This window comes from Roseibium sp. MMSF_3544, from assembly GCF_030732845.1.
Lineage (GTDB): Bacteria > Pseudomonadota > Alphaproteobacteria > Rhizobiales > Stappiaceae > Roseibium.
This window is the reverse complement of record NZ_JASHKA010000004.1, coordinates 82,420-108,590: the sequence shown is the minus strand read 5'-3', so window position 1 is coordinate 108,590 and position 26,171 is coordinate 82,420. Positions and strand designations below refer to the sequence as shown.

Below are 26,171 nucleotides of genomic sequence, written 5' to 3'. Positions count from 1 at the left end.
CCATACTGTGTTGATTCGCTCAGTGTGTTTCTTGTTATTCTTGGAAGTCTGCATCGATATCTTGTTGAAAATACAGAAATCTATTGAGCGCACATTGAAAACAAGGTGCCATTAGTAGAATTGTGGAGGTCAATAGCAATGGCGGGCACTGGTATTGATCGACTATTTTTGCTCAGAAGGTGCAGCATGAATTGTGTTGCTTTGATCCCCGCGCGCGGTGGGTCCAAGGGCGTCCCCGGAAAGAACCTCAAAAAACTTGCAGGCAAGCCCCTGATAGCCTGGACGCTCGAAGAGACGTCGAAGGTAAAGGCCGTCAGCGAAATCGTCGTGTCGACAGATGATCAGAAGATTGCCGACGTCGCTGCCGAATACGGTGCACCGGTGCCCTTCATGCGACCGGCCGAGTTCGCCAATGACAACGTTCACGCCGTTCATGTCATTCTTCACTACATCGCCTGGCTGGAAGAGCAGGGGCGTCCGCTTCCCGATGCCATTGCAATGCTTCTGCCGACCTCGCCGTTAAGACGGAGCTGGCACGTGGAAAAGGCGCTTGCCAGATTTGCGGAAGACCCCGAGCGGCCCGTGATTTCGGTGTACCGCAGCCTGACGCCGCTGATCAGCCTGCGCTGGGTCGAAGAGGACACGCTGGTGCCGGTCCTGGAAGGTATCAATCCCAATACGCAGCGCCAGAATATAAAGCCCGTATTCGGCGTGAACGGCAGCATCTACATCGCATCGCCTTCGGTTCTGAAGGAAAAGAAGACTTTCCATACCGAAGACGCCCGCCCGTTCGTCATGGACAGGCTGCACTCGCTGGATATCAACTCACTCGACGATTTTGCGATGGCCGAGCATTTTTTGAAAGCTCCCGGCTTTGACCTTGATGTCAGCCTGGTGAACGGAGGGGCAGAGCATTGATCCGAATAGCGCATGTCGGTGGATGGAGCCGGAACTACGGTGATTTGGCGCTCCAGCAAGGCCAGATGCGCGTTCTGCAGGAAGATGCACCCGAGCAACTTGATTTCTTGCCGATCCATTGTCAGCAGACGGTTTTTCATACCGACCTGATCGACCTTATCAACGACACGTGCGACCTGATGGTTCTCGGCGGTGGCGGCATGATCTTTCATCGGCCAGAGGACAGCAGCCGGTCAGGCTGGCAGTTCAACATTGCACTCGAGGATCTGGCGCGCATCCGAGTGCCGCTCGCGACCTACGGCATCGGCTACAACGCCTTTTACTTCGATCAGATGAAGCTCCTGCCGATTGCCATGGAGCACCTGAAGGCGACACAGGCCAAGACATCGCTTTTCAGCGTCCGGAACCAGGGCAGCAAGGACGCGCTCATCGCGGGCGGCCTGGATGGGGATCGCATCGATATCATTCCCGACCCGGGTATGTACGTTGAGCCACACGCTTTCAATCTGCCGGACGGCGACACGGCGGATATCAAGATCGGCCTGAACTGGGCTGGCGACAGGCCGCATTTCCGGTTTCCGGAGCCTTGGGAGAAAAACCGCCACACTCTTATCGACGCCTTGTGTGACGCCTTCGACCTGATGAGCCGCACCCACCCGGCAATGAAGGTCTATTTCATTCCGCATCTCGTCGACCGGATCGACAGCGATGTGTGGGACTTGTTTCAGGCAAGGCTGGGCGATCGCATCATCAATCTGGAAGATGCTGCGTCTCATATCTATCCGCCTGCCTTCGCCCAGGTCGGTTTTCTGGCCGATACCTACCGCCAGATGGATCTGACGATCGGCATGCGCGGGCATGCGAACATCGTCCCCTTCGGCATGAACACGGTGACCGTCGGTCTCGGCAGCCACGACAAGGTCGGATTTTTCCTGAAAGAAGCCGGTCTTGAAAACAACTGGTTGTCGACGCAAAACGCTAGCGATGCCGGCGGAGGCCCATTTATTGCTGAAAAGCTTGAAAAGCTTCTCGCCTCAAAAGACGCACAGAAGCAGAATATGTCCGAAAGACTGGAAGAGTTCCGCGAAACAACGCGGGCGTTTCACGGCCGGCTCTTTGCCTTGTTGAATGAGCGCTGAAGACCACGTCCAGCGTGGAGTGCTTTAAAAAACGCGGGCAGGATCAAAGCCCGAGTCTTTCGCGTCGCGCCGTCGTATCGGCTGTCTTTGTCCAGGTTTCTAGATCGTTAGCAAGATCTGGCACAATGTCCTTGGCGCGCTGATCAGGCTTGATCCGATAGTATTTCGTAGACTGATACCAGGGCGAGTTCTGCTGACCGAGCAGGATGACTGTCGAAATCGATCCGAAACGCCAGCAGGGGACATCAAGACCACCTGTCAGGTCCGCGACACTTGTATTCGCGCTGACCACAAGATCCATGCATGCCGTTAATGCAGCTGCCGTATCAAGGTCATCCATCAGGTCGACGTCGTCCCAATTGTGAAGTGTCACTCCCTTGGCTTCCTTCGCCCACCGCAATTCCTTTTCCAGAGCCGCGTATTGAAGGTTCACGAAGGTCACCCCCTCAGTCTCGATGACCGGGCTGAAGTCCGTAATGCTCAGGTACCAGCGGGCGCGCGCCGGGGCGAGGTTGCGCGACCGCCAGGAAACACCAACGATTGGTTTGTCTGCCGCTGGTCCGAGGCGCTCGATGAATTCAAGCGATTTTTCGCGATTGAAGTTCAAAAAAGGCCGCCGGGCCGCTTCAAAGTCAGACACGTTGCGCCGCAGGTGAAAGCCCAGATCCGAGATGCAGCAGTGGGTGTCGAAATCATCGCGAGTTGCTTCAAGTGTTTCGCGGTCGAACTGGCTGGGGCGCACGACAATCTCGGGAAATGACCGCTTAAAGAGCGGCTCCAGCTTTACCGGTGCTTCCAGAATGACGTTCTCGAACCGGTCGCACAGATCATGCACAACAGAAACGTTTCGGATGGCATCGCCAATCCCCTGATCGTTCCAGACCAGAATGGATTTTTTGCCGATGTCCTCACCTTCCCATTCCGGAACGTCGAACTTTCTTTGAATGACCGTCGCCAGGTTGGCATCAAGGCGCGACTTGTGAAGATCCCAGCCTTCTTCCATTTGCCCGTTTGCGAAATAGGCCAGCGACAGGTTCCATTCCGCGGTCGCACGCTGAGAGGCGGGAAACAAATCGGCTGCCCTGCGCAAGGCAGTTGTCGCATCACCGAAGCGGCCATTGCTGTGAAGCATAACGCCGTATGTCACATGAATGTCCGGGTCCTTGGGAGCGTATTCCAGGGCACGCTCGATAAAGGGAAGCCCTTCGTCGATCTCCCCGTTTTTGAAGCACAATCGCGCAAACTCGTGCGCGAGGTCGGCGTCATCCGGAAATTTCTGAAGAGCAACAGTCAACTCTTCTTCGGACTGTTTGAGCTGATCGAGTTCGATCCGGCAGCGCGCCCGTCCGACATAGTTTATCGCAGAGTTCGGCAGCATTTCGACTGCCCGCTCGAAAAAAGTCAGTGCCTGCTCGAACTTCTTCTGCTTGCGCAGGAGCAGGCCGAAATTCTGATAGGCATCGCCGAAACCCGGCCTAAGCGCGATCAGCGTTTCGAAGGTCTGTTCGGCCTCATCCCACTCTTCAAGCGTCGTCAGCGCGATCCCTTTGATGTTGAGCGCCTCCGTTTCATTGGGATTTAGGGAAAGCGCCTTTTTTGAAACGGCGACCAGGCTGTCCGGATCGGACCCGATATCCATCATCGTTCGGGCCAGGTTGGCGTAGAACGGCGCCTGGCCCGGATTTATCTCGATGGCTTTTTGAATGTATTCCAGCGCCCGTTTGGGGAAACCCAGTTGCCGATAGGTCACGCCCAGCAAATGGAGTGCGTCGGCATTCTTGGGCACTTTCTTCAGGACCTGCTTGTAGCACCTTTGCGCTTTTTCGAATTCGCCGGACTTTTGATACGCAAGCCCCTTGAGCATTTTCTCGCGTAGTGGATTTGCCGCCGTCTGCGTTGCCATCTTGACCAGGCCCCTTTGGAATCACGTCGCCGAGCATATCAGGACGGTTCAAGGGGTGCAGTCGGGCAGGGGGCAAGCAGCAATTCCCCTGGGGATATTGAACGGGAGAAGGCGTGACGTCCGCAGGTGTTCCCCAACTCGGGAAGGGGAATGACAGAAAGTTCATTGAGTTGGCGCGTATTCAGGCTTGCTTCCACCTTGCTCAGCTTTGCAAAAATACAACCTGCGTGACAGCGTGATCTTAAGTAATCAACTTAAAGTATTTATCGCTTTTGCAAAAGTCTAAATTCATGTTGCCCTGTATCCAACAATCACAACGAAGTTTTAGTGATTGTCATCACAGCTCGTCGAACGAATATTTCAGATAAAGATTTCAGTATTTGCTTTGAAGTAACAATTGAATTTTGTTTTAAGGAGCAGTCTTATGCCACGTTCGATGACCATAGAGACGCAGCGGCGCTTGATTTCCGATCTTGTCGTTATGTACCGGGACAACGCCCAGTATGTGCAAGACCACATGCTCGAGGGGTTCGAGTTGTGGTTTTCCGGCTCCCGCGTTGCTGAAACGACATTTGTCACGGCTGTGCTGACAGCGGCAACGGCCGGCCTGGCCACGCATCTTGGATCGGTCGCGGCGGCAGGAAGCGCTGGCGCCGCCGAGGCGACAACCGTTGCCGGCGCTACGACTCGGATGGGGGTTCTGCTTCAAAACGGACAAAGAGCGCTTCAGGTCGGATCGAGAGTTCTTGCAGCGCCCGTAGGACTTACCAGCCGGCTGGCTGCGGGGACCGCGTACGAAGCTTACTTGACCGGTGCCATGTGCCGCATAATGGCCGGACTGTCCGTCACGGTGGTCAAGAGGATCATTACGTCGGCGAGGGACGGCAGTCTTCCGCCTATAAGCGATCTCGGAGAGGAAATTCTTCTGATGGTTGCGTTTTCCCTTCTCAGTGTTCCGGGCGACGAGGTTGACAAAAGTCTTTTGAATTCGGCGACCGGGGCACCCGTCATGTCGAGGAGCATCTTTACGACTACGATGAGCCCGGGCATGTTTCTCGCCGCGCCGGCTCCCGGCTATCGCTTTCTGAGTGCACAGACCGTCGGTGTCATTTCCAAATTCATCATGAGCGACACGAGGGCCTACAACAAGCAAACGCTTCTGGACGAGGCTTTGAGGCAGGTAAAGGCGAAGGGAGCGTCCATCGATGGAATGCTGGACCAGTCCGTCAACAAACTGGCCGGCGATGTGATGGACCAGACGCTGAGATTGCAGGCAAGGATCAGAGATGAGATCCATCGGAAGAGTTTCACGGATATGGTTCCGACAACCTACAAGTTGTTTGACTTTCGCGGCAACACGGAAACCTTCAATTCGGCGATGCAGGATTTCATGACTTATAAGACGCTGCAGGAACTCTGGCTGGAAGTCGGTGTTGCTCTTACCGATCTCGACAATCAGAGAAACGAACTCAAGCAGCGGGCGGCAAGTGCTGCCAACCGGCGTCACTAGGACTGAGTCAACCGACACAGGGTGAACGGCTAAGTTTCTGTTGCCAGTGTGGGTTTTTCAATCACCACACTGGCTTAGTCGTGCAAAGCGCCGGTGTGTAGTCTTACGCGAAGATGGAAAATGGTGGGCGATACTGGGATTGAACCAATGACCTTTCCGGTGTGAACGGAACGCTCTCCCGCTGAGCTAATCGCCCCTTATGGCTGGATGGCGGGTGTCTAAGGGATCATGGTCTTGATGGCAAGGCTTTTTTGATCGGGCCCGCCGCGTCCTTGGCGCCTCGATGGATGGATAATCAACACAAAGCAGATTGCTTGAAATGCCCGCCCCGGTTGAGAAACGGCACCGGGATATCTACATACGGTCCGGATCGAAAAGGTAGCGTCTATCGTCCCTTTGCGTTCCTAAGACGTATCACATGGAGATCAAAGCGTGCGCCTGATTATCGCTATCCTTTTGCCTTTTCTGGTTTTCTTTACGATTAGCCGGCCGTTTCAGGGGCTGTTTTGCCTGATACTGCAACTCACGCTGATCGGTTGGATTCCGGCCGCAATCTGGGCGGTTTACGCGTTGAGCCAATACCAGACCGACAAGAAGATCGCCGAAGCGCGCCACGAAGGCAGCCCGCTCTAAGACGAGCGGATTGCTAGCTGCAGGTGTCGTGGGCTAGTCGCTCTGGCCCACCGTCTGCGACACGCTCCTGACCGCCGCAGCCAGGTCATCGAAGTGGGAGATGACCTTGTCCGGACCGAGTTCGGAGACATGCACCGGCGTGTATCCGAAATCGACCGCGATGACAGGAATGCCGGCGTTCCGGGCTGCACTGATATCCGTACCGCTATCACCGATCATGATCGAACCCTCGACCTGTCCCCCGGCGCGCGCGATGGCGCCGTGGACCGGTTCGGCATGGGGTTTGGAGTTGCTGAAGGTATCGCCGCCAACGACCGCATCGAAGTGATCTGATAGATCGAGCGCGTCGAGCAGCGGCAGCGTCAGTCGTTCCGCCTTGTTGGTGCACACGGCAAGTTTCCAGCCGTCGTTTCTGAACGAGGTGAGGGCGGCAACGACACCGTCGAACGGTCTGGTTCTCACAGCAATGTTGGCCGCATAGTGGTCAAGGAACTGGCTGAACAAAGGCTCAACCATCTCATCCGTCCAGACGACATCATTGAACTCCAGCCCGCGTTGAATGAGAACCCTGGCCCCCATTCCGACCATCGGAACGACGTCCTCCTGCGGAACTTCCTGGTGTCCGTTTGCCGAAAGCACAACATTCAGCGTGGCGACAAGATCTTCCATCGATGACACCAAGGTGCCATCCAGGTCAAAGACGAGAACGGACATGAAACCCTCAAGCAGGACTGTTGGAACCTCTGCCTAGCCGGATCAAACGCCAACCGCAAGGGTGTCAGCGTTCATCGCTTTCAAGGTATCGGCAAGTCAGAGTTTGTAGGCGGTCCGGAAGCCGCCCCAGTGCCGGGAACGCACAAGGATCGGCACGTCGATCTCTTTCATCCAGACGATGTTGCCGCCGCCCATGTCGCGTGCATAGGACTGGATCAGGAAAGGGCGCGTGTTTCTGGCCGCGCTGAGCCCGGCCCGATCGTCGAAAATCCGCTTGTTCCGGCAATTGGCCGTGTTCCAGACTGGATCGTCGGGCCGTTGCGGCTTCGAAAAGACCAGGTTGTGGACCGGCAGATAGCCGTTGCGGTCGACCGAGGCGCAAAAGGCCATGCCGTGATCTTTACCGTTTGACAGAATGTCTTCCTGGATCTCCGGCAAAATGCCTTCCAGATGCCTCAGCGCTCGTGTCGCAACCTGTGCCGGATTTGTGCCTTCGATTGGCTGGTAGTCCGTATCGAACAGGTCATCGAAGCCAAGAGCGCCGCGTTCGACGAGATCTTCCATCGCGGCTGCGATCCGCTTGGCGCCGGCTTGTGCGCATTCAACCTCGAGCGCATGGTTATCATGAATGGCGCTGATCTTGCGCCGCAAGGCGTCCTCAAATTGCGGGGCCGGATCCTGGAAGCAACAGTGACAGCCATTGTCCGAAATGGCGACGATGCGTGCGGGTACGGTCCCAAGGCCGGTCAATTCAAGCGTCACGATCTGGCCTTGCATGAAACCGGCGTCAGCCTCGGATTTGAACAGCAGTCCGCCTTCTGAAATGTCGAGAGTTTCGATGCTGGCGGAACGCTGGCCATTCGATGCGGTTCCGGTGAGCTTGACCGGCAAGCGGTCGTGCTTGCGCCGGTTCCCGAGCCCGGTCTGCCGGATCATCATGGTGAACCGGGTTCTGAGAGATCCAGAAGCGGCGCTCATTTGTGACCCGGTTTCGCGGGCAAGTGTACCGCCTTCTTCAGCCGTGACGGCACTTTCCGTGATTGCCTGTGCCTTGCGAACCACTTCCTGGGCAAAGTCGGCTGTTTTATTGGCCTGTTCTCCAATGAGATTGGTCGTATCCACCTGCGAACGGACGGCCTCTTCAACAGCTGCGAAGCTTGGACGGATCTTGCCGATAACGTCGATGATCTGGTTGACCGAGCCAAGACTGTGCTCGGCGGAGTGGTTCAGTTTTTCAATGTTGGCGACAATCTGTTCGGTTGCGGATTGGGTCTCGACCGACAAAGCCTTGACTTCGCTGGCAACAACGGAAAATCCGCGGCCAGCTTCTCCGGCTCTTGCCGCTTCAATGGTCGCGTTCAATGCAAGGAGGTTGGTCTGCTTGGCGATATCGGAAATCAGACTGACGACATTCGCAATATCGTCGATCGCGTGTTTCAGTTCCAGGACGCCCTGATTGGCCTGATCCGCGATCTCGCGCGCTTCATCAGCGAGCTGATTGGATACCTCGACCTGCGACCCGATCTCGCTGCTGGAAGCCGACAGCTCCCGGATGGATGTGGCCAGCCCCGAGGCGTTTTCGTCGGCAATGGCTGACTGGTCAGCCAGAGACTGCGTGTCGTTGCGGATCGTTCCCAGCGTGTCCATCTGGTTTACGAGACGGTCCTGCACCTTGGCTGCCGCAACACTGATCGTCTTCGCCGCAACCTGCAGATCGTCTTCTAGGCTATCGAGCACAAACTCCATCTTGTCGGACGCTTGAGACTCATCCTCTGGGGTGTCCTCAGCCGTCACGCTTTCCTCAAGGGGAGCGGTATCGTCGGGCTGGTTTGACTGATCTTGCTTGTGTCTGGATCTGTATCGAAAGAGATTCATGTGAGACCGCGCTGTCAAATCTCAGAAAAGTCGAAGCATTCTCTCCCGTTAATCTAAAATCATGGTTAATGAATTCGTATCTTCGTGCCGTTTTCGGCGGTTTCCTCGGTGAATTGGGGAATGTCACTGGACCGGCGGAGGTCGGCCATGTTAAGCACCCGGCGACCCAAAGAAGATCACCTGCCGCAACTCCTCCGCTCGGGTGGCGGCTGAAGGAAAAGATGATGAGCGTTCAGTACAAACAGCAGGTCGCAGAACGTGCCGCCCAAGACGTAACTTCAGGGATGCGGCTGGGAATCGGATCGGGTTCCACGGCCGAATTATTTGTGCGCGCGCTTGCAGAGCGCGTGAATGACGGACTGGACGTTATCGGCGTTCCAACCTCTGAGCGAACACGCGCGCTTGCCACCGAGCTCGGCATCAAGCTGACAACGCTTGACGAGCTCCCGGAGCTTGACCTGACCATCGATGGGGCGGATGAGTTCGACCCTTCGCTTGCCCTGATAAAGGGCGGCGGCGGCGCGCATTTGCGCGAAAAGATCGTAGCGGCTGCAAGTGAACGTATGGTGGTGATCGCCGACGACAGCAAACAGGTGGAAGTCCTTGGCCGCTTTCCGCTGCCGATCGAAGTCGTGCCCTTTGGCCTTCGTGCAACCAGAAACGCTATCGAGCGCACTCTTGGAGATCTCGGATTGCCACAGACGCTGGTTTTGCGTGGAGGTGAGGCACAGCCGTTTGTCACCGATGGCGGCCACTACATTCTGGATGCCCATCTTGAAGCCATAACAGAGGCACAATCTCTCGCTAACCGGCTCGACGAAATACCCGGTGTCGTGGAACACGGTCTCTTCATCGGGCTCGCAACTAAGGCTTACGTGGCAGGCGTTGATGGGGTAAAGACCGTTACGCCTGCTTGATTTACTTGAATATGGCTTTCCCGGACACGAGACGGATGGCCGCCTAGGAGTAGAAAAATGACACTGAAAAAAGCATTCCCGCGGGCTGCTGTGCTAGGCGCGGTAATGACCGCAGCGGGGTTTCTGGCAAGCGCGGCATATGCGCAGGACACCATTTCCGAGAGCCATCTGGAGGCTGCCAAAAAGGTTGCGGAAGTCACCAGAGTAATGGAGCCGTTCGATAACATTCTGCCGCTTCTTGCGGAACAGACCCGCACCGCTTTCGTGCAGGCGGACCCGACACGTGCGGAAGAAATCATTGAAATCACCCAAGAGGTGGCCATTCAGCTTGCGTCCAAGCGGTCTGAGCTGAACCAGAAGGTCTACCAGACCTGGGCCGAGAACTTCACCGAGGAAGAGCTCAAGGAACTTGCCGTCTTTTACGCCACTGAACTTGGCCAGAAACTGACCAACAAAGTACCGGTCGTCACGCAGGTGTCCGTCGGTGCAGCCCGCGAATGGCAGGACAAGATTTCCACCGAAATGGTAACGATGGTTCAGGAAGAGCTGGTTAAGCGCAACGGCGGCCAGTAAGCCTCCGGCGTCACACGCACCACACAGAGAATTGATGCCGGCAATTTGACCGGTGTGAGGGCCGCGAAAGCGGCCCAATTCGTTTGCATGGCGGACAATCTTGCTTTCTTCCGCTAAAACAGCCGCGAACGAAAACCTTGTAAGGAAAAATCCACCGCTTATCTGCGGGCTGGCTGGGATGTCCGACCCATCACTTGGTCGGAAAGTTTGATAAGAGGCAAAAATGAGCGACTTCGACTACGATCTCTTTGTTATTGGCGGCGGATCGGGTGGTGTCCGCGCGGCGCGGATCGCCGCGACCCATGGTGCGCGTGTCGGTATCGCTGAAGAGTACCGGTATGGTGGAACGTGCGTCATACGCGGCTGTGTTCCCAAGAAGCTCTTTGTTTATGCCTCCAAATTCTCCGAAGAATTTGAAGATGCCGAAGGTTTCGGATGGTCAGTCGGCGAACGCAGCTTTTCTTGGGAAAAGCTGATTGCTGCCAAGGATCAGGAAATCACGCGTCTGGAAGGGCTTTACCGGCGCAATCTGGAACGGACCAACGTCGAAGTGCACGACAGCCGTGCGGTGATCGAAGGTGAGCACACGGTGCGTCTCCTGTCGACAGGGCAAACCCTGACGGCCAAGTACATTCTGGTCGCGGTTGGCGCTTCGCCGAACGTCGACAACAGCGTCCCGGGCATCGAACACGTCATAACGTCGAACGAAGCGTTTCACATGGCAGAGCTGCCGCGCAAGGTCATCGTTGCCGGTGGCGGATACATTGCCGTCGAGTTCGCAGGGATTTTCAATGGCCTTGGCGCGGATACGACGCTCATCTACCGCGGCGAGGAGATCCTGCGCGGGTTTGACATGGATCTTCGTACCACCGTGCGCCAGGAAATGGAAAAGAAGGGCATCAAGGTCATTCTGGGCGACACGTTCTCCAGCATAGAAAAACATGCCGACGGATCGCTGACGGGTCACACCAAGTCCGGTCAGGCGCTCGAAGCGGACAAGATCATGTTCGCCATCGGCCGTAATCCGCACACCAAGGATCTCGGACTGGAACAGGTCGGCGTCGAAATGGATGCCAAGGGTGCAATCAGGGTGCGCGGTGATTCCAGAAGCAGTGTTGACTCAATCTATGCGGTTGGGGACGTGACCGATCGCGCGAACCTCACGCCCGTGGCGATCCGTGAAGGACACGCCTTTGCCGACACGGTGTTTGGCGACAAGCCCTGGACGGTCGACCACAGCCTGATTGCAACGGCGGTCTTTTCGCAGCCCGAAATGGGAACAGTCGGCTTGACGCAGGACGAGGCCCTTGAGCGCACGCCAAACCTTGACATCTACAAGTCCACCTTCCGGCCGATGAAACACACCTTGTCCGGTCGCGACGAAAAGATGCTGATGAAGATGATTGTCGATGCCGACACGCAAAAAGTGCTCGGCGTCCATGTTGTCGGACCAGATGCGGGCGAGTTGGCCCAGATCCTCGGCGTGACGCTGCAGATGGGGGCAACCAAGGCGGATTTCGACAAGACAATCGCTGTCCACCCGACCGCTGCGGAAGAACTGGTCACAATGCGTGAACCGACGGAACAGTTGCGGGGCTGAACAGATAAATTTTGCCGGACGGCTGGATTAGCGTCGGGGAACAGTTCTGTTCAAAGGCGTGTCACGCTGACCGTTCCCTCTGGGCGTCCTCTTGTGCATCGTGGCCGGAAAGTGTTTCCGCCGGCGTGCCGCCGTTTCCGGCTGGCACGTCTGAGTGGAACGTATACCGGCTGCGACCAAGCGCCTTGGAGTGGTAGAGCGCAGCATCAGCCAGGCAGATGATCTGTTCCGGGTCGGTGCCATCGTCAGGTGCAAGGGCAATGCCGATGCTCAGACCGACTTGCGCCGTGTTGCCGTCTGAGAGTGCAATTGGGTTGTGGACAGACGAGATCAGATCTCCGCAGAGGGAACTCAAGTGGTTCCTGGAGGTTGCCTTGCGGTAGATCACCATGAATTCGTCGCCGCCGATCCTGCAGACCAGACCGTGATTGCCGATGACCTCCTGGAGGCGCGTTGCCACCGTTTTGATGACAGTGTCGCCGGCTGCATGCCCGTAGGTGTCATTCACCAACTTGAACTTGTCGAGGTCACAGTGCAGGACTGCAAAGCTCTTGTCCGGGAGTTCCTTTACCGACGTCTCCATGACCCGGTTGAAGAGCAACCGGTTGCCCAGCCCGGACAGCGTGTCGTGCAACGCCAGAAAACGGTTTTGGCGTTCGCTTGCCTGGAGTGAACTCGTCAGCTGTCCGATGCGCCAGGCAATGCCAAACGCCATGGCCGCAAGCGCGACGCTGAGGAGCGCGATAACAGGAATGATCGTCGGCCAGAGCGATGTGCTGGCGGAGTCGCTATCCCACTGGAACGCACCGACGGGAACGCCGCTTTCATTGGCAACCGGCAGCGACGGCACCTCGGCAGAAAGTGTCGCGCTTTCTGAGAAACTGAACCCGGCAAAATCCAGCTGCGAGTTGATCGTCTTCAAGAGCGCATCGTCGATGTAGCGTGCAGACAGCAGTATGGTTGGGGGCCCGTCAGGCAGCGTCTTTTCAAACTTGTCCGGAATGACAGGCATGGCGCCATAAAGAGCGGGTTTGCCGTCTATTCGAACAAAACCCATCATCGCATAGGTTTCCGGGTCGCTGCCCTGAAGAGACAAGTGGCCATAACCGCCCGGAACCCGCACCCGGTTCATTGCATATTTCGAGTTCAGTTTGTCGGCGATGGTCTGCAATTCCGGAACTTCGCCCAAAGGACGCTCGATAATGTGCGTGTAGTCTTCGAACGATTCTGCCAGGACCTTTCCGCCTCCCGAAATCAGCATGATCTTGCTGTGGCCGTAAACCGTCCAAAGTCTGTCGAAGCTGCTTTGCACGTAATCCGGACTAAAGGAGCGCACCAGCTTTTCGACGGAAGTGTCTGAGGACGTCACCCTGATCTGCTCTCGAACAATGGCCCGCAACTGATCCGAAAGAACACTTTGAAACAGGCGTTTCTCGTTTTCGATCGCCTGCTGGGTTGAGGCGCGGGTCGCCACAAAGCCCACAAACATCAGGGAAACAGAAGTGACAGCGATCAGGAGCGCAGCAAGCAGGAACGCAAGCCGCGAAATATGCTGCCGTGCGAGCTTGGGCGCTTGATCGCTGTATCGTCTCCGGAATTCAGTCAAATTGCAGTCTCTTGGCGAAGGTCGAACGAATTTCCGACATGCTGATTGTATTCTGAAAAGTATAATTTGGATAAATTAACGAGACGTACCAATATTTGGTTGGTTTCGTACTTTTAACTCAAAAAGAAGTGATGTTGATTTGGTTTATTGGGAATAATTACAAGTAAAAGTTCTAGTTGTATTTAATTTAAAAACTACCGAAATCTACAAGTTGGATTGTGGTTTCAGGTCGAGCTGCTTCTCGTCAGAGTGGGCGGACAAGTAGATTGGTGCCGCGAATTCGACCGCATTCCGACCGCTTTCTTTCGCGCGATAAAGGGCCATGTCTGCCATGCGGATCAGCTCCTTGTCATCGAGGCCGCACTCAGGTGCCGTCGCAATACCAACGCTCAAGCCGATTTTGACGCTCTCGCCACCTCCGATGTCGATCGGGTCAGCGATTGCGGATTTGAGTTTTTCGGCAAGGTGTCCCAGCTCGTCGAGGCTCTGGTACTCCGTCAGCAAGACAATGAATTCGTCGCCGCCAATCCGGCAGACAACCGCATCCTTGCCGAATTGGCGCTCGAAACGGTCGGCGACGCATCGCAGCACCTTGTCTCCCGCTTCATGTCCAAACGTGTCGTTAACCGGCTTGAACCGGTCAAGATCGCAAGCAAAAATCGCAAAACCCTGATCCGGAAGTCCGTCGATCGAATAGGCGAGGCGGTCGGCAAAATGATGCCTGTTCGGCAGCCCGGTCAGCGCGTCGTGATGCGCATAGTAATGGTTCTTGCGTTCGCTTTCCTCGAGCTTCGTGGACGTGCGGCTGATTTTTGCTGCCGCGGCAAACGCCACGAGTGAAATCACAATCGTTATGAGCGCAATCAGTGGCAGCGCCATGAGCCAGATCTGGTGTCCGATTTTGGCATGGTCCCACCGGAAGTACCCCAGGATTGATCCGTCGGCGGCCCAAATCAGGTGGTTGGTCGGGTGCATGCGCTCGGGTGCTCCCGAATGAAAGCGCAGATCGCGGTAGTTCAGCGTATCGTTCAAGTCGGCGATCATCACGTCGTCGATGTGAACCGCATTGACGAGGACTGCCGGATAGTCGCCGGTCAATCTCACGCGCCCATAGTCGGGAAGGATCGGGACCGCGACGAGAAGGGCAGGTTGCCCGTCGATGGTCGCATAGGCCGAACTGGAGACTTCCAGAAGGACCGACTGAGGCAGATACCATTCGGCAAAGGCAGAATTCGACTGGCGCTTGCGCGCCTCGAAACGTTCACGCGTTTGTTCGGCGAGTTGCCTGATAACCGGATCGGTAGCCGTGGCTTCCTTCGGAAAGCGCGTGTTGTCTTGCAAGGCTTGCGCGATCAGGTTGCCATCCGTGCCGACAATGAACGTCCGCTCAAGGTTGAACTGGTCCCAAAGATCGGCAATCAGTTCGTTTTCAAGAAAGTCCCGGTCCACGGGACGTTGAAGCGCGCTGAATGTCGTATCCCATTGGGCCAGTCCCGTCTGATCGACCGCAATGAGCTTCTGGTAAGACTGCAAAGCACCCGTAAACCGACTTTTGTCGCCCTCCAGTGCCTGCCGGTCACCTTCGGCCCAGGCCAGAAAGGCAATAAACGTCAGAGAAGAGGCAGACAGCACAATGAGCAGTGCGGCAAGGCCGAAAATCCAGACCCTGATGCGCTGGCCGGCGGCGCTGCGGTTCATCACCGGCGCACCTGAATTGCCGTTCTTCTGTCTGCTGCCGAACAAGTTCGTCGCCCCGTTTCTGTCCCTCAAATTGAATAACAGGGGAAACTTAACGTCGCGTACTCAAACCCATTCGGGGGACAATTGATGAGCTCTATTTTACAAGAGCCTTAACGAATAGTTCTATTTCCTCTTCGGTGTTGAATGCGTGCAAGGACGCACGAACCACCGATGACAGTCCCCTGTGAGGCAGGTCGATTTGAGCAGACGAGGCCTGGCTCACCGAGACGTTTATTGCCGCCTCCGAAAGGCGTGCTTTCGTCTGTGAAGCAGGTTCGTTCGAGTAAGTGAAGGACACGATGCCACCCTTGCGCGCACCCTTGTCGTGAATGGCGATTTCGCTGTGTCCGGACAGCTCCGATCGCAATTGAGCACCAAGGCCACAGATCCGGTTTCCGATCCGTTCCATTCCAAAGCCGATGGCATAGGAAACAGCCGCCCCTAGACCGATCTGGCCCGCAACATAGCGTTCCCACGTTTCAAACCGGCACGCGTGCGGCACAAGTTCATAGGTTGCCTCATCGATCCAGTTCGCCGACTGAAGGTCGATGAAAGGGGGGTCTATCTGGTCAAGGACGGCATCGCTGACATAAAGGAAACCTGTGCCGCGCGGCCCGCGCAAATACTTGCGCCCGGTCCCGGACAACATATGGCAGCCGATGTCGTTGACGTTGAGAGGGATTTGACCGGCAGACTGGCAGGCATCGAGCAGATAGAGCACGCCGGCCGTGCGCGCAATTTCCCCGACCTCTTCCGCGGGGTTGATCAGGCCGGAAAATGTCGGGATATGGGTGAGGGCGACAAGTCGGGTTTTTGCACCAATGGCTGACTGCAATCCACGCAGGTCAATCTGGCCGCTTGCATCGTCTTCGACAATGTCGATTTCGATACCCTTTCGTTGCTTCATCTGAAGGAAGGCGACGTAATTCGACACATATTCCGCGCGTCCGGTGACGATCCGGTCCCCTTCGCGAAAGTCGATCCCGTAAAAGGCCATGTCCCACGCTCTGGTGGCGTTTTCCACGTAGGCGATTTCGTAAGGCTGGCATCCGAGCAAGGCGGCGAGCGCGGTGTAGAACTCGTCCATCCTGGCCTTGGCCGCAGCAGCTGCCTCGTATCCACCGATGCGGGCCTCGAGGTCCAGGTGTTCCTTCACGGCATCGAGAGAAGGTTTGAGGGCTAGGCCCGTTCCGGCGTTGTTAAAGTGTACCAGTTGACTTACACCGGGGGTATCCTCACGTAAAACCGCGACATCCTGCCGGGAAAGGGATGGGACTATCATGGCAACCCTCGGTTTGGCGTTCCGTTTTTAAAGACAAAAGAACTGCACTCTATGACGATCACATATTTCGGTTATGGCTCCCTCGTCAATCTCGACACCATCCCGGCAAATGCGGAAGCAACCCCTGGAAAGCTGCGCGGCTGGGTGCGTGAGTGGCGTGTCTGCGGTATGGGACAGAACGGGCAGGGCCGCTGTGCGCTTAGCGTGCGGGAGGATCCGGACAAAGAGATCTGGGGTGTCATGGTGCGTGAGCCGCGCTCCAGACTGGAAGATCTCGAAAAACGGGAAAAGCGCTATCGCAAGGTCGAGGCGGTGGGCGAGGCGTTTCGATGCGAAGCCGAACAGAAGCAGGGTCCGGATGACCTGTTTGTCTTCGTTGCCGCCCCCGAACATCATCGCTGGGGAACTGAGGATCATCCCATTTTGCAGAGTTACCTGGACTGCGTGCTTGCCGGGTTCTTTCGCTTCTGGGGCGAGGACGGCATCGAGCATTTTCTGGAATCGACCGACGGCTGGCACGTACCGGTGCTGCGCGACCGGCACCGCCCGGCTTATCCGCGCGCTGTTTCGTTGCCGGATATGGTGATCGGCGCCATTGATGAGGCCATGTCTCGGCGAGACCTGAGCTTCATCGACATGTCCTAGGCGACGGCGCACTCAATCCTTTGATGACCTATGCTGTCAGGCCTTGCAGCAAGTAGCCGACGACGTAGGCAATTCCGGCCGCGGACAATCCGATGGCGGTTGTCTCCAACCCCGACCAGACCCAGTTTTTTGTCGACCAGCGTGCTTTGATCGAGCCGATAAGGAAAAAGGCGAGCGCGGTGAGGGCAGTTGTATAGATTGCGGTTGCGCCGAGGCCGAACAGAAACGGCAGCAACGGCAGGCTGCCGCACACGGCAAACGCAACGAAGGTCGCCAGAGCCGCCTTGACCGGCGATCTTGAGGTCGAGGACATGCCGTATTCGGCCTGCATCATTGTTTCGATCCAGGTCGATCTGTTGGAAGTGACCAGTCGGACAAGGTCATTGAGGTCCTCGCCCTCAAATCCCTTCGACCGGAAGATCTGCCTTATTTCCTCCTTTTCCCCTTCCGGGGCAACGGCAATGTGCTTTTCTTCGATAGCAAGCAGGCGGGCGTAATCTTCTTCTTCGGATTTGGTGCCGCTGTAATTTGCTGCGGCCATGGAGAAACCGTCCGCAAGAAGATTGGCAACGCCGAGGATCAGGATGATCTTGGGCGAAAGGGCAGCTCCGACGGCTCCTGCAACGATTGCGAATGTCGTGACTGCGCCATCAATACCGCCATAAATCCAGTCGCGCAGATAACTTGCCTGCGGTTCCTCCGAAAGCCTTGAGGCAATGTCGGCCGGCCTGTGGCTGTGCTCCAGTCTTGGAGTTGGCATGGGGCTGTCCTATGTTGATCTGGGAACAGGGTGATCAGGAACGGCGCGAGATGCCATGATCCGTGTCAAGCTGCGTCGATCCGTGGATTGGCGAGCGACGCAAAATCCATCCTGGCGTCAGCGCATTTTTGCAAGATTACCCTGTGGCGTTACCGCCCATCGGCGTGTATAACGCCGCACGTTTGCTTCAATCGGGCGAACGGAAACGAATGAAAATGTCGCGGACCTTTCACTCGCAGAAGAGAACGCATTCAAGGTCCAGTAGGAGTAGGAAAAATGGCGGAGAAGTGGAGCCCGGAGACTTGGAGATCGAAGCCGATCTTGCAGGTTCCGGAATACCCGGATCAAGAGACCCTGGCGAGTGTTGAGCAGCGCCTGTCGACTTATCCGCCGCTGGTCTTTGCCGGTGAGGCGCGTGCGCTGAAACAACAGCTTGCCGACGTTGCGGCCGGAAACGGTTTCCTGCTTCAAGGCGGCGACTGCGCCGAAAGCTTTGCAGAGCATCATCCGGACCACATCCGTGATTTCTTCCGGGTGTTCCTGCAGATGTCGGTCGTCCTGACATATGCTGCCAGCCAGCCCGTGGTGAAGGTTGGCCGTATTGCCGGGCAGTTCGCAAAACCCCGTTCTTCGAACGTGGAAAAGAAAGATGATGTCGAATTGCCGAGCTACCGCGGTGACATCATCAACGACATCAATTTCTCGTCCGACAGCCGGATTCCGGATCCGACCCGGATGGCCATGGCCTACCGCCAGTCCGCTGCGACGCTGAACCTCTTGCGCGCTTTTGCGCAGGGCGGTTTCGCCGATCTCGATCAGGTTCACCAGTGGATGCTCGGCTTCATCTCCGACAGCCCGCAGGGTCACAGATACAAAGAGCTGGCGGACCGGATCACTGAAGCGCTCGCGTTCATCCGGGCCTGCGGCATCAGCTCTGAAAATGTACCGCAAATGCGCGGGACCGATTTCTTCACCAGCCACGAAGCCTTGTTGCTCGGCTACGAAGAGGCCTTGACCCGTGTCGATTCCACGTCCGGAGACTGGTACGCGACCTCCGGGCACATGCTCTGGATCGGCGATCGGACCCGCCAGCCGGATCACGCCCATGTCGAGTTCTTCCGAGGCATCGAGAACCCGATCGGTCTGAAATGCGGACCGTCGCTGACACCGGACGGGCTCATCGAGCTGATCGACATCCTCAACCCGGAAAATGAGCCCGGCCGTTTGACCCTGATTGCGCGCTTCGGTGCGGACAAGGTCTTCGATCACCTGCCGCAGCTTGTTCGCGCGGTGGAGCGTGAAGGCAAGACTGTCGTCTGGTCCTGTGATCCGATGCACGGCAACACTATCAGCGCCGGCGGCTACAAAACACGCCCCTTCGACCGCATTCTGAAGGAAGTGGAGGCCTTCTTTGAAGTGCACCGCGCTGAAGGAACGCATGCGGGCGGTGTGCACGTGGAGATGACGGGACGCAACGTCACCGAATGCACCGGCGGTGCCCGGGCCCTGACGGCAGAACAACTCGGCGATCGCTATCACACACATTGCGATCCGCGTCTCAATGCCGATCAGGCGCTGGAACTCGCTTTCCTGATTGCCGAAAACCTGAAGAAGGAACGCGACGGCCGTCAGGCTGAGCCGATTGCTGCCAGCGCGTAGAAATTGCAGGCGCTTACGACGCGTTAACTTAAAGGGCGGCCCGGGTCGCCCTTTTTTGGTTTTTTCGATAAATTTTACGAAGTTTCGTCGCGGCGGGTAAGTCTCGTTTAACGCTCACTCCCCATACCTGTGTCTGTGCGGCGCTCGACCGGGGAGAATTTCAAATGCGCGAAAAGTGGGATCTGTCCAGGGTTTCCTGCCTGATTGCAGAAGACAACCCTCACATGCGAACGATCCTGCGGTCTGTCCTTTCCGGCTTTGGCATCCGCTCTGTCTTTGAGGCAAGCGATGGCGCCGAAGCGCTTGAACTGGTCGTTGACCGGAAGCCCGATGTCATTCTTCTCGATTGGGTCATGAACCCGTTCGGCGGCAATGAATTCCTGCGAATTCTGCGCGGTGACAGGGATCCTGTCATCTCCACGGTGCCGGTAATCGTCATCACGGCTCACGCTCAACGGGCAACGATCCTTGAAGCCGTTAAAATCGGCGTTCACGGCTTTGTGGCGAAGCCGATCTCACCGGCGATCCTGTATCAACATATCGGTGAAGTCCTGGAACGCCAGGTAATGCACGGCAGGTCCAAAGGCATTATGGGACCGGGCCATCAGAACCCGGGCCGCAAGCTCAACATTACCGACATTTCCGGCATGGGTGCCGATCCGGAGCCCGACGACGACACCGGCCTCGCGCTTCTCTAGCGCTCGATGCGTGTCCGTTTTTGCCGATTTGAGTGATTGCAACCGTTTGGTCTTGCAGCTACATCAGGGGGAAACGACACGTCCCGGTGCTGCTCCCATGATATCCGATCAATTCAGGCTGGCGGTTGCTCAGCTCAATCCGACAGTAGGCGACATTGCCGGCAATGCGGACCTTGTCCGCAAGGCACGTAAGGAGGCTGCCGAACTCGGAGCAGATCTCGTACTGTCCTCCGAGCTGATGCTCTCCGGTTACCTGCCCGAGGATCTGGTTTTGAAACCGGCCTTCGTGCGTCAGTGCATGGAAGCCGCCCAAGCGCTTGCACAGGAAACCGCCGACGGCGGTCCGGCGCTCATCGTCGGAACGCCCTGGAAGGGCGACGACGGCGAGGTCTACAACGCCGTGGTCTTGCTGGATCAGGGCGAAGTGCGATCGATCCGCTACAAGTATGATCTGCCCAATTACAGTGTTTTCGACGAAAAGCGGGTGTTTGCGGCAGGACCGCTGCCCGGACCGGTCGATTTCCGCGGCGTTCGTATCGGTCTGCCGATCTGCGAGGACATCTGGAACGACGAGGTTTGCGAGTGCCTGGAAGAAACCGGCGCAGAATTGCTGCTTGTGCCGAACGGATCCCCTTACTGGGAAAACCGAGCTGAAGAGCGGCTTCAGGTGGTTGTCTCAAGAGTTGTTCAGACCGGTTTGCCGCTGATCTACTGCAACCAACTTGGCGGCCAGGACGAACTTGTCTTTGACGGTGGCTCGTTTGCACTTCAGGCCGACCGTTCGCTCGCCTTCCAGATGCCCCAGTTCGAGGCGGCGATCGGCATCAGCGACTGGAAGCGGGACGGTGAGACCTGGGTCTGCGTGCGCGGTGACACCGTGAAACTCCCCGATCTCGACGAAGCCAACTGGCGCGCCTGCGTTCTTGGGCTCGGCGATTACGTCAACAAGAATGGATTCCCTGGGGTCGTTCTTGGTCTTTCCGGCGGGATCGATTCCGCGATCTGTGCGGCCATGGCCGTTGACGCGCTCGGTGCGGACAAGGTGCATGCGATCATGCTGCCTTACCGCTACACGTCCGAAGAAAGCATCGAGGACGCGGCCAAATGCGCTGCCGCGCTCGGGATCAAGTACGATACGGTGCCGATCGCCGAGCCCGTAGAGGGTTTCCGGTCCGCGCTGAGCGGTCTTTTCGCAGGCACCGAAGAAGACACCACGGAAGAAAACCTCCAGTCGCGCGCGCGCGGCGTCATTTTGATGGCCGTTTCCAACAAGTTCGGCCGTATGGTGATGACGACCGGGAACAAGTCGGAAATGTCGGTCGGCTACGCAACCCTTTATGGTGACATGAATGGCGGCTATAATCCGATCAAGGACCTCTACAAGACGCAGGTCTATCATCTGGCAGCCTGGCGCAACGCGCACAAACCGGACGGATTGCTTGGCCCCGAAGGCGAAGTGATTCCGGTCAACATCATCACCAAGGTTCCGACTGCCGAGCTGCGCGAAAACCAGACTGATCAGGATTCCCTGCCGCCTTATGACGTTCTTGATGATATTCTGGAATGCCTTGTGGAAGAGGAAATGTCGGTTAGCGACATCGAAAAGCGCGGCCATGACAAAGCTTTGATTCACAGGATCGAACACTTGCTTTACATTGCCGAATACAAGCGTCGGCAGGCGCCCCCAGGCGTCAAGATTACAGAACGGAATTTCGGCAAGGATCGCCGATACCCAATCACAAACCGGTTCCGGGACCGCAGCTGAAACCAGTCCGGAGCCGTCCCACCTTCCTGCCAATCGGCTTCGTACACATGACTTATTTTGGTTTCCTGCGCGACAACGCGCGCTGGCTGTCGGCCAGCTATTTGCTGGCGATGTTTTCCGGCTTCGGACAGACATTCTTCATTTCGCTGTCCGCCGGTGATTTGCGCGCAGAATTCGGCTTGAGCCACGGCGATCTTGGTCTTCTTTACATGCTGGCGACCCTTGGGAGTGCGCTGGCGCTGCCATATGTCGGAAAAAGCCTGGATCATTTCCCCGTCCAGAAGATCGCCATGGTCGTGATCGCCGGATTTGCCCTTTTCTGCCTTGTCCTGGCCAATGCCTTTGCTGTGTGGATGGTGGCGCTTTCGTTCTTCGGACTGCGCCTGTGCGGCCAGGGCATGATGACACATACCGCGATCACCGCGGCGGGACGCTGGTTCTCCGCGCAAAGGGGCCGGGCGGTGTCGATCGCAATGCTCGGGTTTCCGACAGCCGAAGCGCTCTTTCCACTCTGCTTTGTCATCTTGAGCGCTGCAATCGGATGGCGCGGTGCCTGGACCCTGTCTGCGCTGATCCTAGTTCTGGCTGCCATGCCGGTGCTTTTTGTGCTTCTTGCAAAGGATCGCATTCCCTCGGCAGCGGAAGTCGCGTCCGCAAGCATCGGGGGAAAGCAGTGGACCCGCGGCGAAGTCTTGCGGGATCCGAGGTTCTGGCTGGTTTCGATGGGCGTGAATGCGCCGGCCTTCGTTGGTACCGCGGTTCTGTTCCATCAGGTTTACCTCGTAGAACTGCGCGGCTGGTCTCTGGAAGTTTTTGCAAGTGCCTTCCTATTTATGGCAAGCGGCGTTGTGGGGGCCTCACTGATCGTCGGTCCTCTCATTGACCGGTTTTCGGCGCGACGCCTTTTGCCCTACGCACTGCTGCCGCTTTGCGTCGGTTGCCTGGTCCTGGCAAATGTCCATGCGCAGGTTGCAGCGTTCGTATTTCTGGGTCTGGTGGGCGTCGGCAATGGTTTCAACGGAACGCTGATTGGCGCGTTCTGGCCGGAGGTTTACGGGACGCGATACATGGGTGCGATACGTGCGGTCGCCTTTTCCATCATGGTGTTTGCGTCCGCCGCAGGTCCCGGCCTTGTCGGCTGGTTGATCGACATCGGCGTCTCCTTCGATGTGCAGGTTCTGGGCATGAGCCTGTACTGTCTCGTCTTTACGGCCGTTCTGGCTCTGATGTCGCGGGCCTATGCAAGGCACTAGGGTACGGACCCATAAATGAAGCCGATTTGGCGGCAGAAATGGCGAAATCACACAAGGAAGCGTGTGAAGAGCGGGCTTTATGCCCGGTCAAGCGCGTTGACGCTGCGAGGTGAAGCCATTTTGCCGTCCTTCGGATTTGGCCGTTTTGGCCATCTGCTTCGTCGCGAAAGGCTTGAAAATGAACCACATTTCCCGCGCTTTCGCTCCTTGCCGCTGGTCAAAACGATCCAAACCAAATTGACTTCATTTATGAGTCCGTACCCTAGAGACCCGGCTCTAAGCCTGGGGTCTCATCTTTCAAACGCTCCGGTTGCCGATCAGTTGCGCACGGGACCGTGCCGGATGTGATTGATCTTGTGTCTCTGGGAGCCCATATTGGGTAAACAGACGACCTTTGGCGGAGAGTGTTTCCGGCGCAATGCAATACCGGGCAAACCTGTTCAGCTTAGGTTCAGGATAGCTGCATAGAATAGCTGCGAAACTTGAAAAATAGCGCGTTTTGAGCTATCTTGAGGCTATGGAGATGAAAAGTATGATTAGAAATATATCATATGTTGGGGTCATGCTGGCGGCGTTGCAGTTTGCAAGTGCTGTGGCTCAGGCCACCCCGTATCTGCCGCAGCCGTAACCCGGCATACTTTACATTCGTGTAAATGTTTGAAATCGCATTCTTATTGGATGCGGTTCATTTTGCTTTGGTTTCTCCGAAGCAGTGAACGCAGATTGTATCTCAGCTCAGCCTGAACGCTATCAAGCTTGAAGTTACGCAATTCGTCACGATTTTGCTGCGTGGCTTCGTTCCGCGCCAGAACTTCAAGCGCAAGCGTCGCGGCATTGTCGATGAGGTCCAGCCTGTCGCGAAGCCAGGCAACATGATTTGTAGAGATATTGCGTTTTGCCTCCGTGAGATGCTCCACATAAAGAGCATAGATGTGAAGGAACGAAGCTCTTTGTTGGCGCACGATGATCTCAGGGTGATCCAGGATTTCTATCGAGCAGTTCAGATCGATATTGGCGATCACCTCAGCCAGATGTCCGGCGTCTTTTCCGAAAAGATCGTTGAAGTCAGGATGACTAAGCGCGCGCTGCACGTAAATGGACTGAATGGTGTAATAGAGGTAACTGAACGTTCCGGCTTGCCTCAGGGACAAATATCCACCGTCATACCCGAGCGCGTCCTTGTCCGCCACGTCGTCGGGGCAGGCAAATGAGAACCCCGGATCACGGTTAAATCGCGTCTCTACCAGCGTTTCGGAGCTGCCGACGACGTGATTGCCGTACAGTTCTTCGTGCGGAATCCGGCGATCAATTTGTCTGATCAAGTTGCTGTAGAATTTGAGGTTCTTCAAGTGGGCTTCCAGGATATCGGGAGGCGGAGACTGGGTCTCGGTAATGAAGAAATCCTCCACCATGAAAATCACGTCGAAGAGGGCTCTTTGCAGGTACCAGAATTCTGCATCGGAGACGGTGACACCCCTGAACCGTTTCTTGAATTTCTCGACATCCTCGTTCAGGGCGCGGATCGCGGCCAGCTTCTGGTTGTCCATGTACAAGAGAGATGCGTAGATCGTCGCGAGGTAGGGCCTGAGCGAAACGGAGGCGAGTTCCAGATCGTCCGGCAGATTGATATCCTCGATCTGAAGATCCGAACACACCGCAACGCCATGGTAATCTGCCCCAAATGTCTTGATTTCGGCGAAGGCGCTGGCAATCGCGCTGACGGAATTTGCATCCAGATTGTTGAACTCGGCGACAACGTCCGCGATACGTTTCTGTATTTCCTGTTTCCTCAGGCCATCTGCTTGAGAAAGGTCTTCACCTTCCAGTTTTTCCAGTTCGATCAGATTGAGGTAGAGCGCGCCAATGAGCGGGCGAAACTCCGCGATCTGATTGAAGAGGTAGCGGCGGTCTGCCGTCCTTTCCAGGGAGCCTGCAATACATTCGAAGAACGCTTTGAATGAGGTCTCGAAGTTTTGCGTCATGCGACCGTGGTTCAGGATAGCTTCAAGTTTCGGGTCGACAGGCTGGGGATCCGGTTGAGGATCGGCGCCAATTCCGACAGCGGCAACGGTCGTGACCGGCAAGGGGGGACGGATGTCATTTGTGGCGCTGAAGCCACTTTCCGCTTCATGCGTTGCCAGTACGTCTGCAAGGCCTGGGTTATGGGCTTTAATGTATCCATAGTCCCTTTTCATCGTTGAGATCATGCCTTTGATCGGCCCAAACCCGCCGAGGAAGAAGGATTCCTTGTTGCCTCCATTGTCGTTCTTGTTGGTATTCACGGACTGCGCTTCCTGACCGCTTGATTGTCTGGAAGCCGGTTGCGCAAGCTGGAAGTTGACCTTGCCGTCGTTGAGGCTCACTGATCGCAACAGTTCATCCAGCGAGGCGGTGGTCATCCCTGCGATCAGTAAAAACACAAGGGCGACACCTTCTATCTTTTCAAGAAGTGTCAGCTTCGATTCTGCGGGTCTTCGGTAGTTCTTGGCGACCCAGACCGCGAGCAAGCCGCCAAACACAATCCCGAGGATGAGTTTGGAGACGATCGCCGATGTCAGAAATTCATGCCAACGATAAAGGTGATTATAACTCGGCAGAATTCCTGTGACGCTGAGCAGGATCGCGACACCAAAGAGCATCAGGAAGAAAATGAACACAAGTGCGATTAGTATGTCGGCGCGAACGACCGCTTTGATGTACTTGTTGTCGAATAGTTGTCTGTGGTCCTTGCCTTGAATATTTATGGTTCGTTCGTCGATCGTAATGATCGTTATCATGGCAAGAAAAGTAATAATTGATGAGATAATGAAGGTGGTGGTCATTGCCAGTCAGTCCTCAATATTACCATGTGCCTCTTAAGTTTTGAGCGTTTGCACCGTGTCTGTCATTCAATTGCTCAAGTGGAAAAGACTAAAAAAATCTCGCATTTAATACTTATATCGTTGGAGTATATACGATCAAGTACTCTAGGTGATGCAACC

General features: G+C 56.2%; 20 protein-coding genes and 1 tRNA gene. 12 read left to right on the top strand and 9 right to left on the bottom strand.

Annotated elements, in window-relative coordinates:
- Nucleotides 1–186 precede the first annotated feature (186 nt).
- Together RBB47_RS07280 and RBB47_RS07275 are read left to right on the top strand one after the other, a co-directional pair.
- Nucleotides 187–918, top strand: coding sequence for a cytidylyltransferase domain-containing protein (locus RBB47_RS07280; protein ID WP_305985105.1), 732 nt, complete (start codon nucleotides 187–189; stop codon nucleotides 916–918).
- The gene (locus tag RBB47_RS07275; RefSeq protein ID WP_305985104.1) at nucleotides 915–2,057 is read left to right on the top strand and encodes a polysaccharide pyruvyl transferase family protein; all 1,143 of its coding nucleotides are present in this window, start codon (nucleotides 915–917) and stop codon (nucleotides 2,055–2,057) included. Before RBB47_RS07280 ends, RBB47_RS07275 begins: the two co-directional genes overlap by 4 nt.
- 43 nt (nucleotides 2,058–2,100) lie before the next feature.
- On the opposite strand, the gene RBB47_RS07270 is transcribed toward RBB47_RS07275, so the two are convergent.
- Nucleotides 2,101–3,960, bottom strand: a complete 1,860-nt coding sequence (locus RBB47_RS07270; RefSeq protein WP_305985103.1) for a lipopolysaccharide assembly protein LapB — start codon at nucleotides 3,958–3,960, stop codon at nucleotides 2,101–2,103.
- 424 nt (nucleotides 3,961–4,384) lie between these two features.
- On the opposite strand from RBB47_RS07270, the gene RBB47_RS07265 reads away from it, so the two are divergent.
- On the top strand, nucleotides 4,385–5,470 hold the full coding sequence (locus RBB47_RS07265) for a hypothetical protein (protein WP_305985102.1): 1,086 nt from the start codon (nucleotides 4,385–4,387) through the stop codon (nucleotides 5,468–5,470).
- Between the two features lie 121 nt (nucleotides 5,471–5,591).
- Here RBB47_RS07265 and RBB47_RS07260 read toward each other — a convergent pair.
- A tRNA-Val gene (locus RBB47_RS07260) sits at nucleotides 5,592–5,666 on the bottom strand.
- A 236-nt stretch (nucleotides 5,667–5,902) separates the two neighbouring features.
- Between RBB47_RS07260 and RBB47_RS07255 the strand changes: the two genes are divergently transcribed.
- Entirely contained in the window at nucleotides 5,903–6,103 is a 201-nt protein-coding gene (locus RBB47_RS07255) for a YqaE/Pmp3 family membrane protein (protein ID WP_305985101.1), read from the top strand.
- Between the two features lie 33 nt (nucleotides 6,104–6,136).
- On the opposite strand, the gene gph is transcribed toward RBB47_RS07255, so the two are convergent.
- The gene (gph, locus tag RBB47_RS07250) at nucleotides 6,137–6,817 is read right to left on the bottom strand and encodes a phosphoglycolate phosphatase (RefSeq protein WP_305985100.1); all 681 of its coding nucleotides are present in this window, start codon (nucleotides 6,815–6,817) and stop codon (nucleotides 6,137–6,139) included.
- Between the two features lie 96 nt (nucleotides 6,818–6,913).
- On the bottom strand, nucleotides 6,914–8,611 hold the full coding sequence (locus RBB47_RS07245; protein ID WP_305985099.1) for a methyl-accepting chemotaxis protein: 1,698 nt from the start codon (nucleotides 8,609–8,611) through the stop codon (nucleotides 6,914–6,916).
- A 302-nt stretch (nucleotides 8,612–8,913) separates the two neighbouring features.
- Between RBB47_RS07245 and rpiA the strand changes: the two genes are divergently transcribed.
- The 3 genes from rpiA (at nucleotide 8,914) to gor (ending at nucleotide 11,782) form a co-directional block, all read left to right on the top strand.
- Nucleotides 8,914–9,609, top strand: a complete 696-nt coding sequence (rpiA, locus tag RBB47_RS07240; RefSeq protein WP_305985098.1) for a ribose-5-phosphate isomerase RpiA — start codon at nucleotides 8,914–8,916, stop codon at nucleotides 9,607–9,609.
- A gap of 57 nt (nucleotides 9,610–9,666) precedes the next feature.
- The gene (locus RBB47_RS07235) at nucleotides 9,667–10,182 is read left to right on the top strand and encodes a DUF2059 domain-containing protein (protein ID WP_305985097.1); all 516 of its coding nucleotides are present in this window, start codon (nucleotides 9,667–9,669) and stop codon (nucleotides 10,180–10,182) included.
- Between the two features lie 223 nt (nucleotides 10,183–10,405).
- Nucleotides 10,406–11,782, top strand: coding sequence for a glutathione-disulfide reductase (gene gor / locus RBB47_RS07230; RefSeq protein WP_305985096.1), 1,377 nt, complete (start codon nucleotides 10,406–10,408; stop codon nucleotides 11,780–11,782).
- Between the two features lie 61 nt (nucleotides 11,783–11,843).
- Here the strand turns inward: gor and RBB47_RS07225 are convergent, their stop codons facing one another.
- From RBB47_RS07225 to RBB47_RS07215, 3 genes are all read right to left on the bottom strand, one after another.
- Complete coding sequence (locus tag RBB47_RS07225; RefSeq protein ID WP_305985095.1) at nucleotides 11,844–13,388, bottom strand: diguanylate cyclase domain-containing protein; 1,545 nt, start codon at nucleotides 13,386–13,388, stop codon at nucleotides 11,844–11,846.
- Nucleotides 13,389–13,592: 204 nt separating this feature from the next.
- Complete coding sequence (locus RBB47_RS07220; protein WP_305985094.1) at nucleotides 13,593–15,086, bottom strand: diguanylate cyclase domain-containing protein; 1,494 nt, start codon at nucleotides 15,084–15,086, stop codon at nucleotides 13,593–13,595.
- A 136-nt stretch (nucleotides 15,087–15,222) separates the two neighbouring features.
- Nucleotides 15,223–16,410 (bottom strand): aminotransferase class V-fold PLP-dependent enzyme, encoded by a 1,188-nt coding sequence (locus RBB47_RS07215; RefSeq protein WP_305985093.1) that lies wholly within the window; start codon nucleotides 16,408–16,410, stop codon nucleotides 15,223–15,225.
- A 51-nt stretch (nucleotides 16,411–16,461) separates the two neighbouring features.
- Here RBB47_RS07215 and RBB47_RS07210 point away from each other — a divergent pair, with 51 nt between their 5' ends.
- Nucleotides 16,462–17,055: a gamma-glutamylcyclotransferase family protein gene (locus RBB47_RS07210; RefSeq protein WP_305985092.1), complete on the top strand. Its 594-nt coding sequence runs from the start codon at nucleotides 16,462–16,464 to the stop codon at nucleotides 17,053–17,055.
- A 28-nt stretch (nucleotides 17,056–17,083) separates the two neighbouring features.
- Here RBB47_RS07210 and RBB47_RS07205 read toward each other — a convergent pair whose 3' ends face one another.
- On the bottom strand, nucleotides 17,084–17,815 hold the full coding sequence (locus tag RBB47_RS07205; RefSeq protein ID WP_305985091.1) for a VIT1/CCC1 transporter family protein: 732 nt from the start codon (nucleotides 17,813–17,815) through the stop codon (nucleotides 17,084–17,086).
- Between the two features lie 276 nt (nucleotides 17,816–18,091).
- Between RBB47_RS07205 and RBB47_RS07200 the strand changes: the two genes are divergently transcribed.
- The 4 genes from RBB47_RS07200 (at nucleotide 18,092) to RBB47_RS07185 (ending at nucleotide 23,190) form a co-directional block, all read left to right on the top strand.
- Nucleotides 18,092–19,474: a class II 3-deoxy-7-phosphoheptulonate synthase gene (locus tag RBB47_RS07200; protein WP_305985090.1), complete on the top strand. Its 1,383-nt coding sequence runs from the start codon at nucleotides 18,092–18,094 to the stop codon at nucleotides 19,472–19,474.
- Nucleotides 19,475–19,638: 164 nt separating this feature from the next.
- Nucleotides 19,639–20,172, top strand: coding sequence for a response regulator (locus RBB47_RS07195; protein ID WP_305985089.1), 534 nt, complete (start codon nucleotides 19,639–19,641; stop codon nucleotides 20,170–20,172).
- 97 nt (nucleotides 20,173–20,269) lie between these two features.
- Nucleotides 20,270–21,937: an NAD+ synthase gene (locus RBB47_RS07190; protein WP_305985088.1), complete on the top strand. Its 1,668-nt coding sequence runs from the start codon at nucleotides 20,270–20,272 to the stop codon at nucleotides 21,935–21,937.
- 47 nt (nucleotides 21,938–21,984) lie between these two features.
- Nucleotides 21,985–23,190: an MFS transporter gene (locus RBB47_RS07185; protein WP_305985087.1), complete on the top strand. Its 1,206-nt coding sequence runs from the start codon at nucleotides 21,985–21,987 to the stop codon at nucleotides 23,188–23,190.
- A gap of 671 nt (nucleotides 23,191–23,861) precedes the next feature.
- On the opposite strand, the gene RBB47_RS07180 is transcribed toward RBB47_RS07185, so the two are convergent.
- On the bottom strand, nucleotides 23,862–26,012 hold the full coding sequence (locus RBB47_RS07180) for a hypothetical protein (RefSeq protein WP_305985086.1): 2,151 nt from the start codon (nucleotides 26,010–26,012) through the stop codon (nucleotides 23,862–23,864).
- Nucleotides 26,013–26,171: the final 159 nt, after the last annotated feature.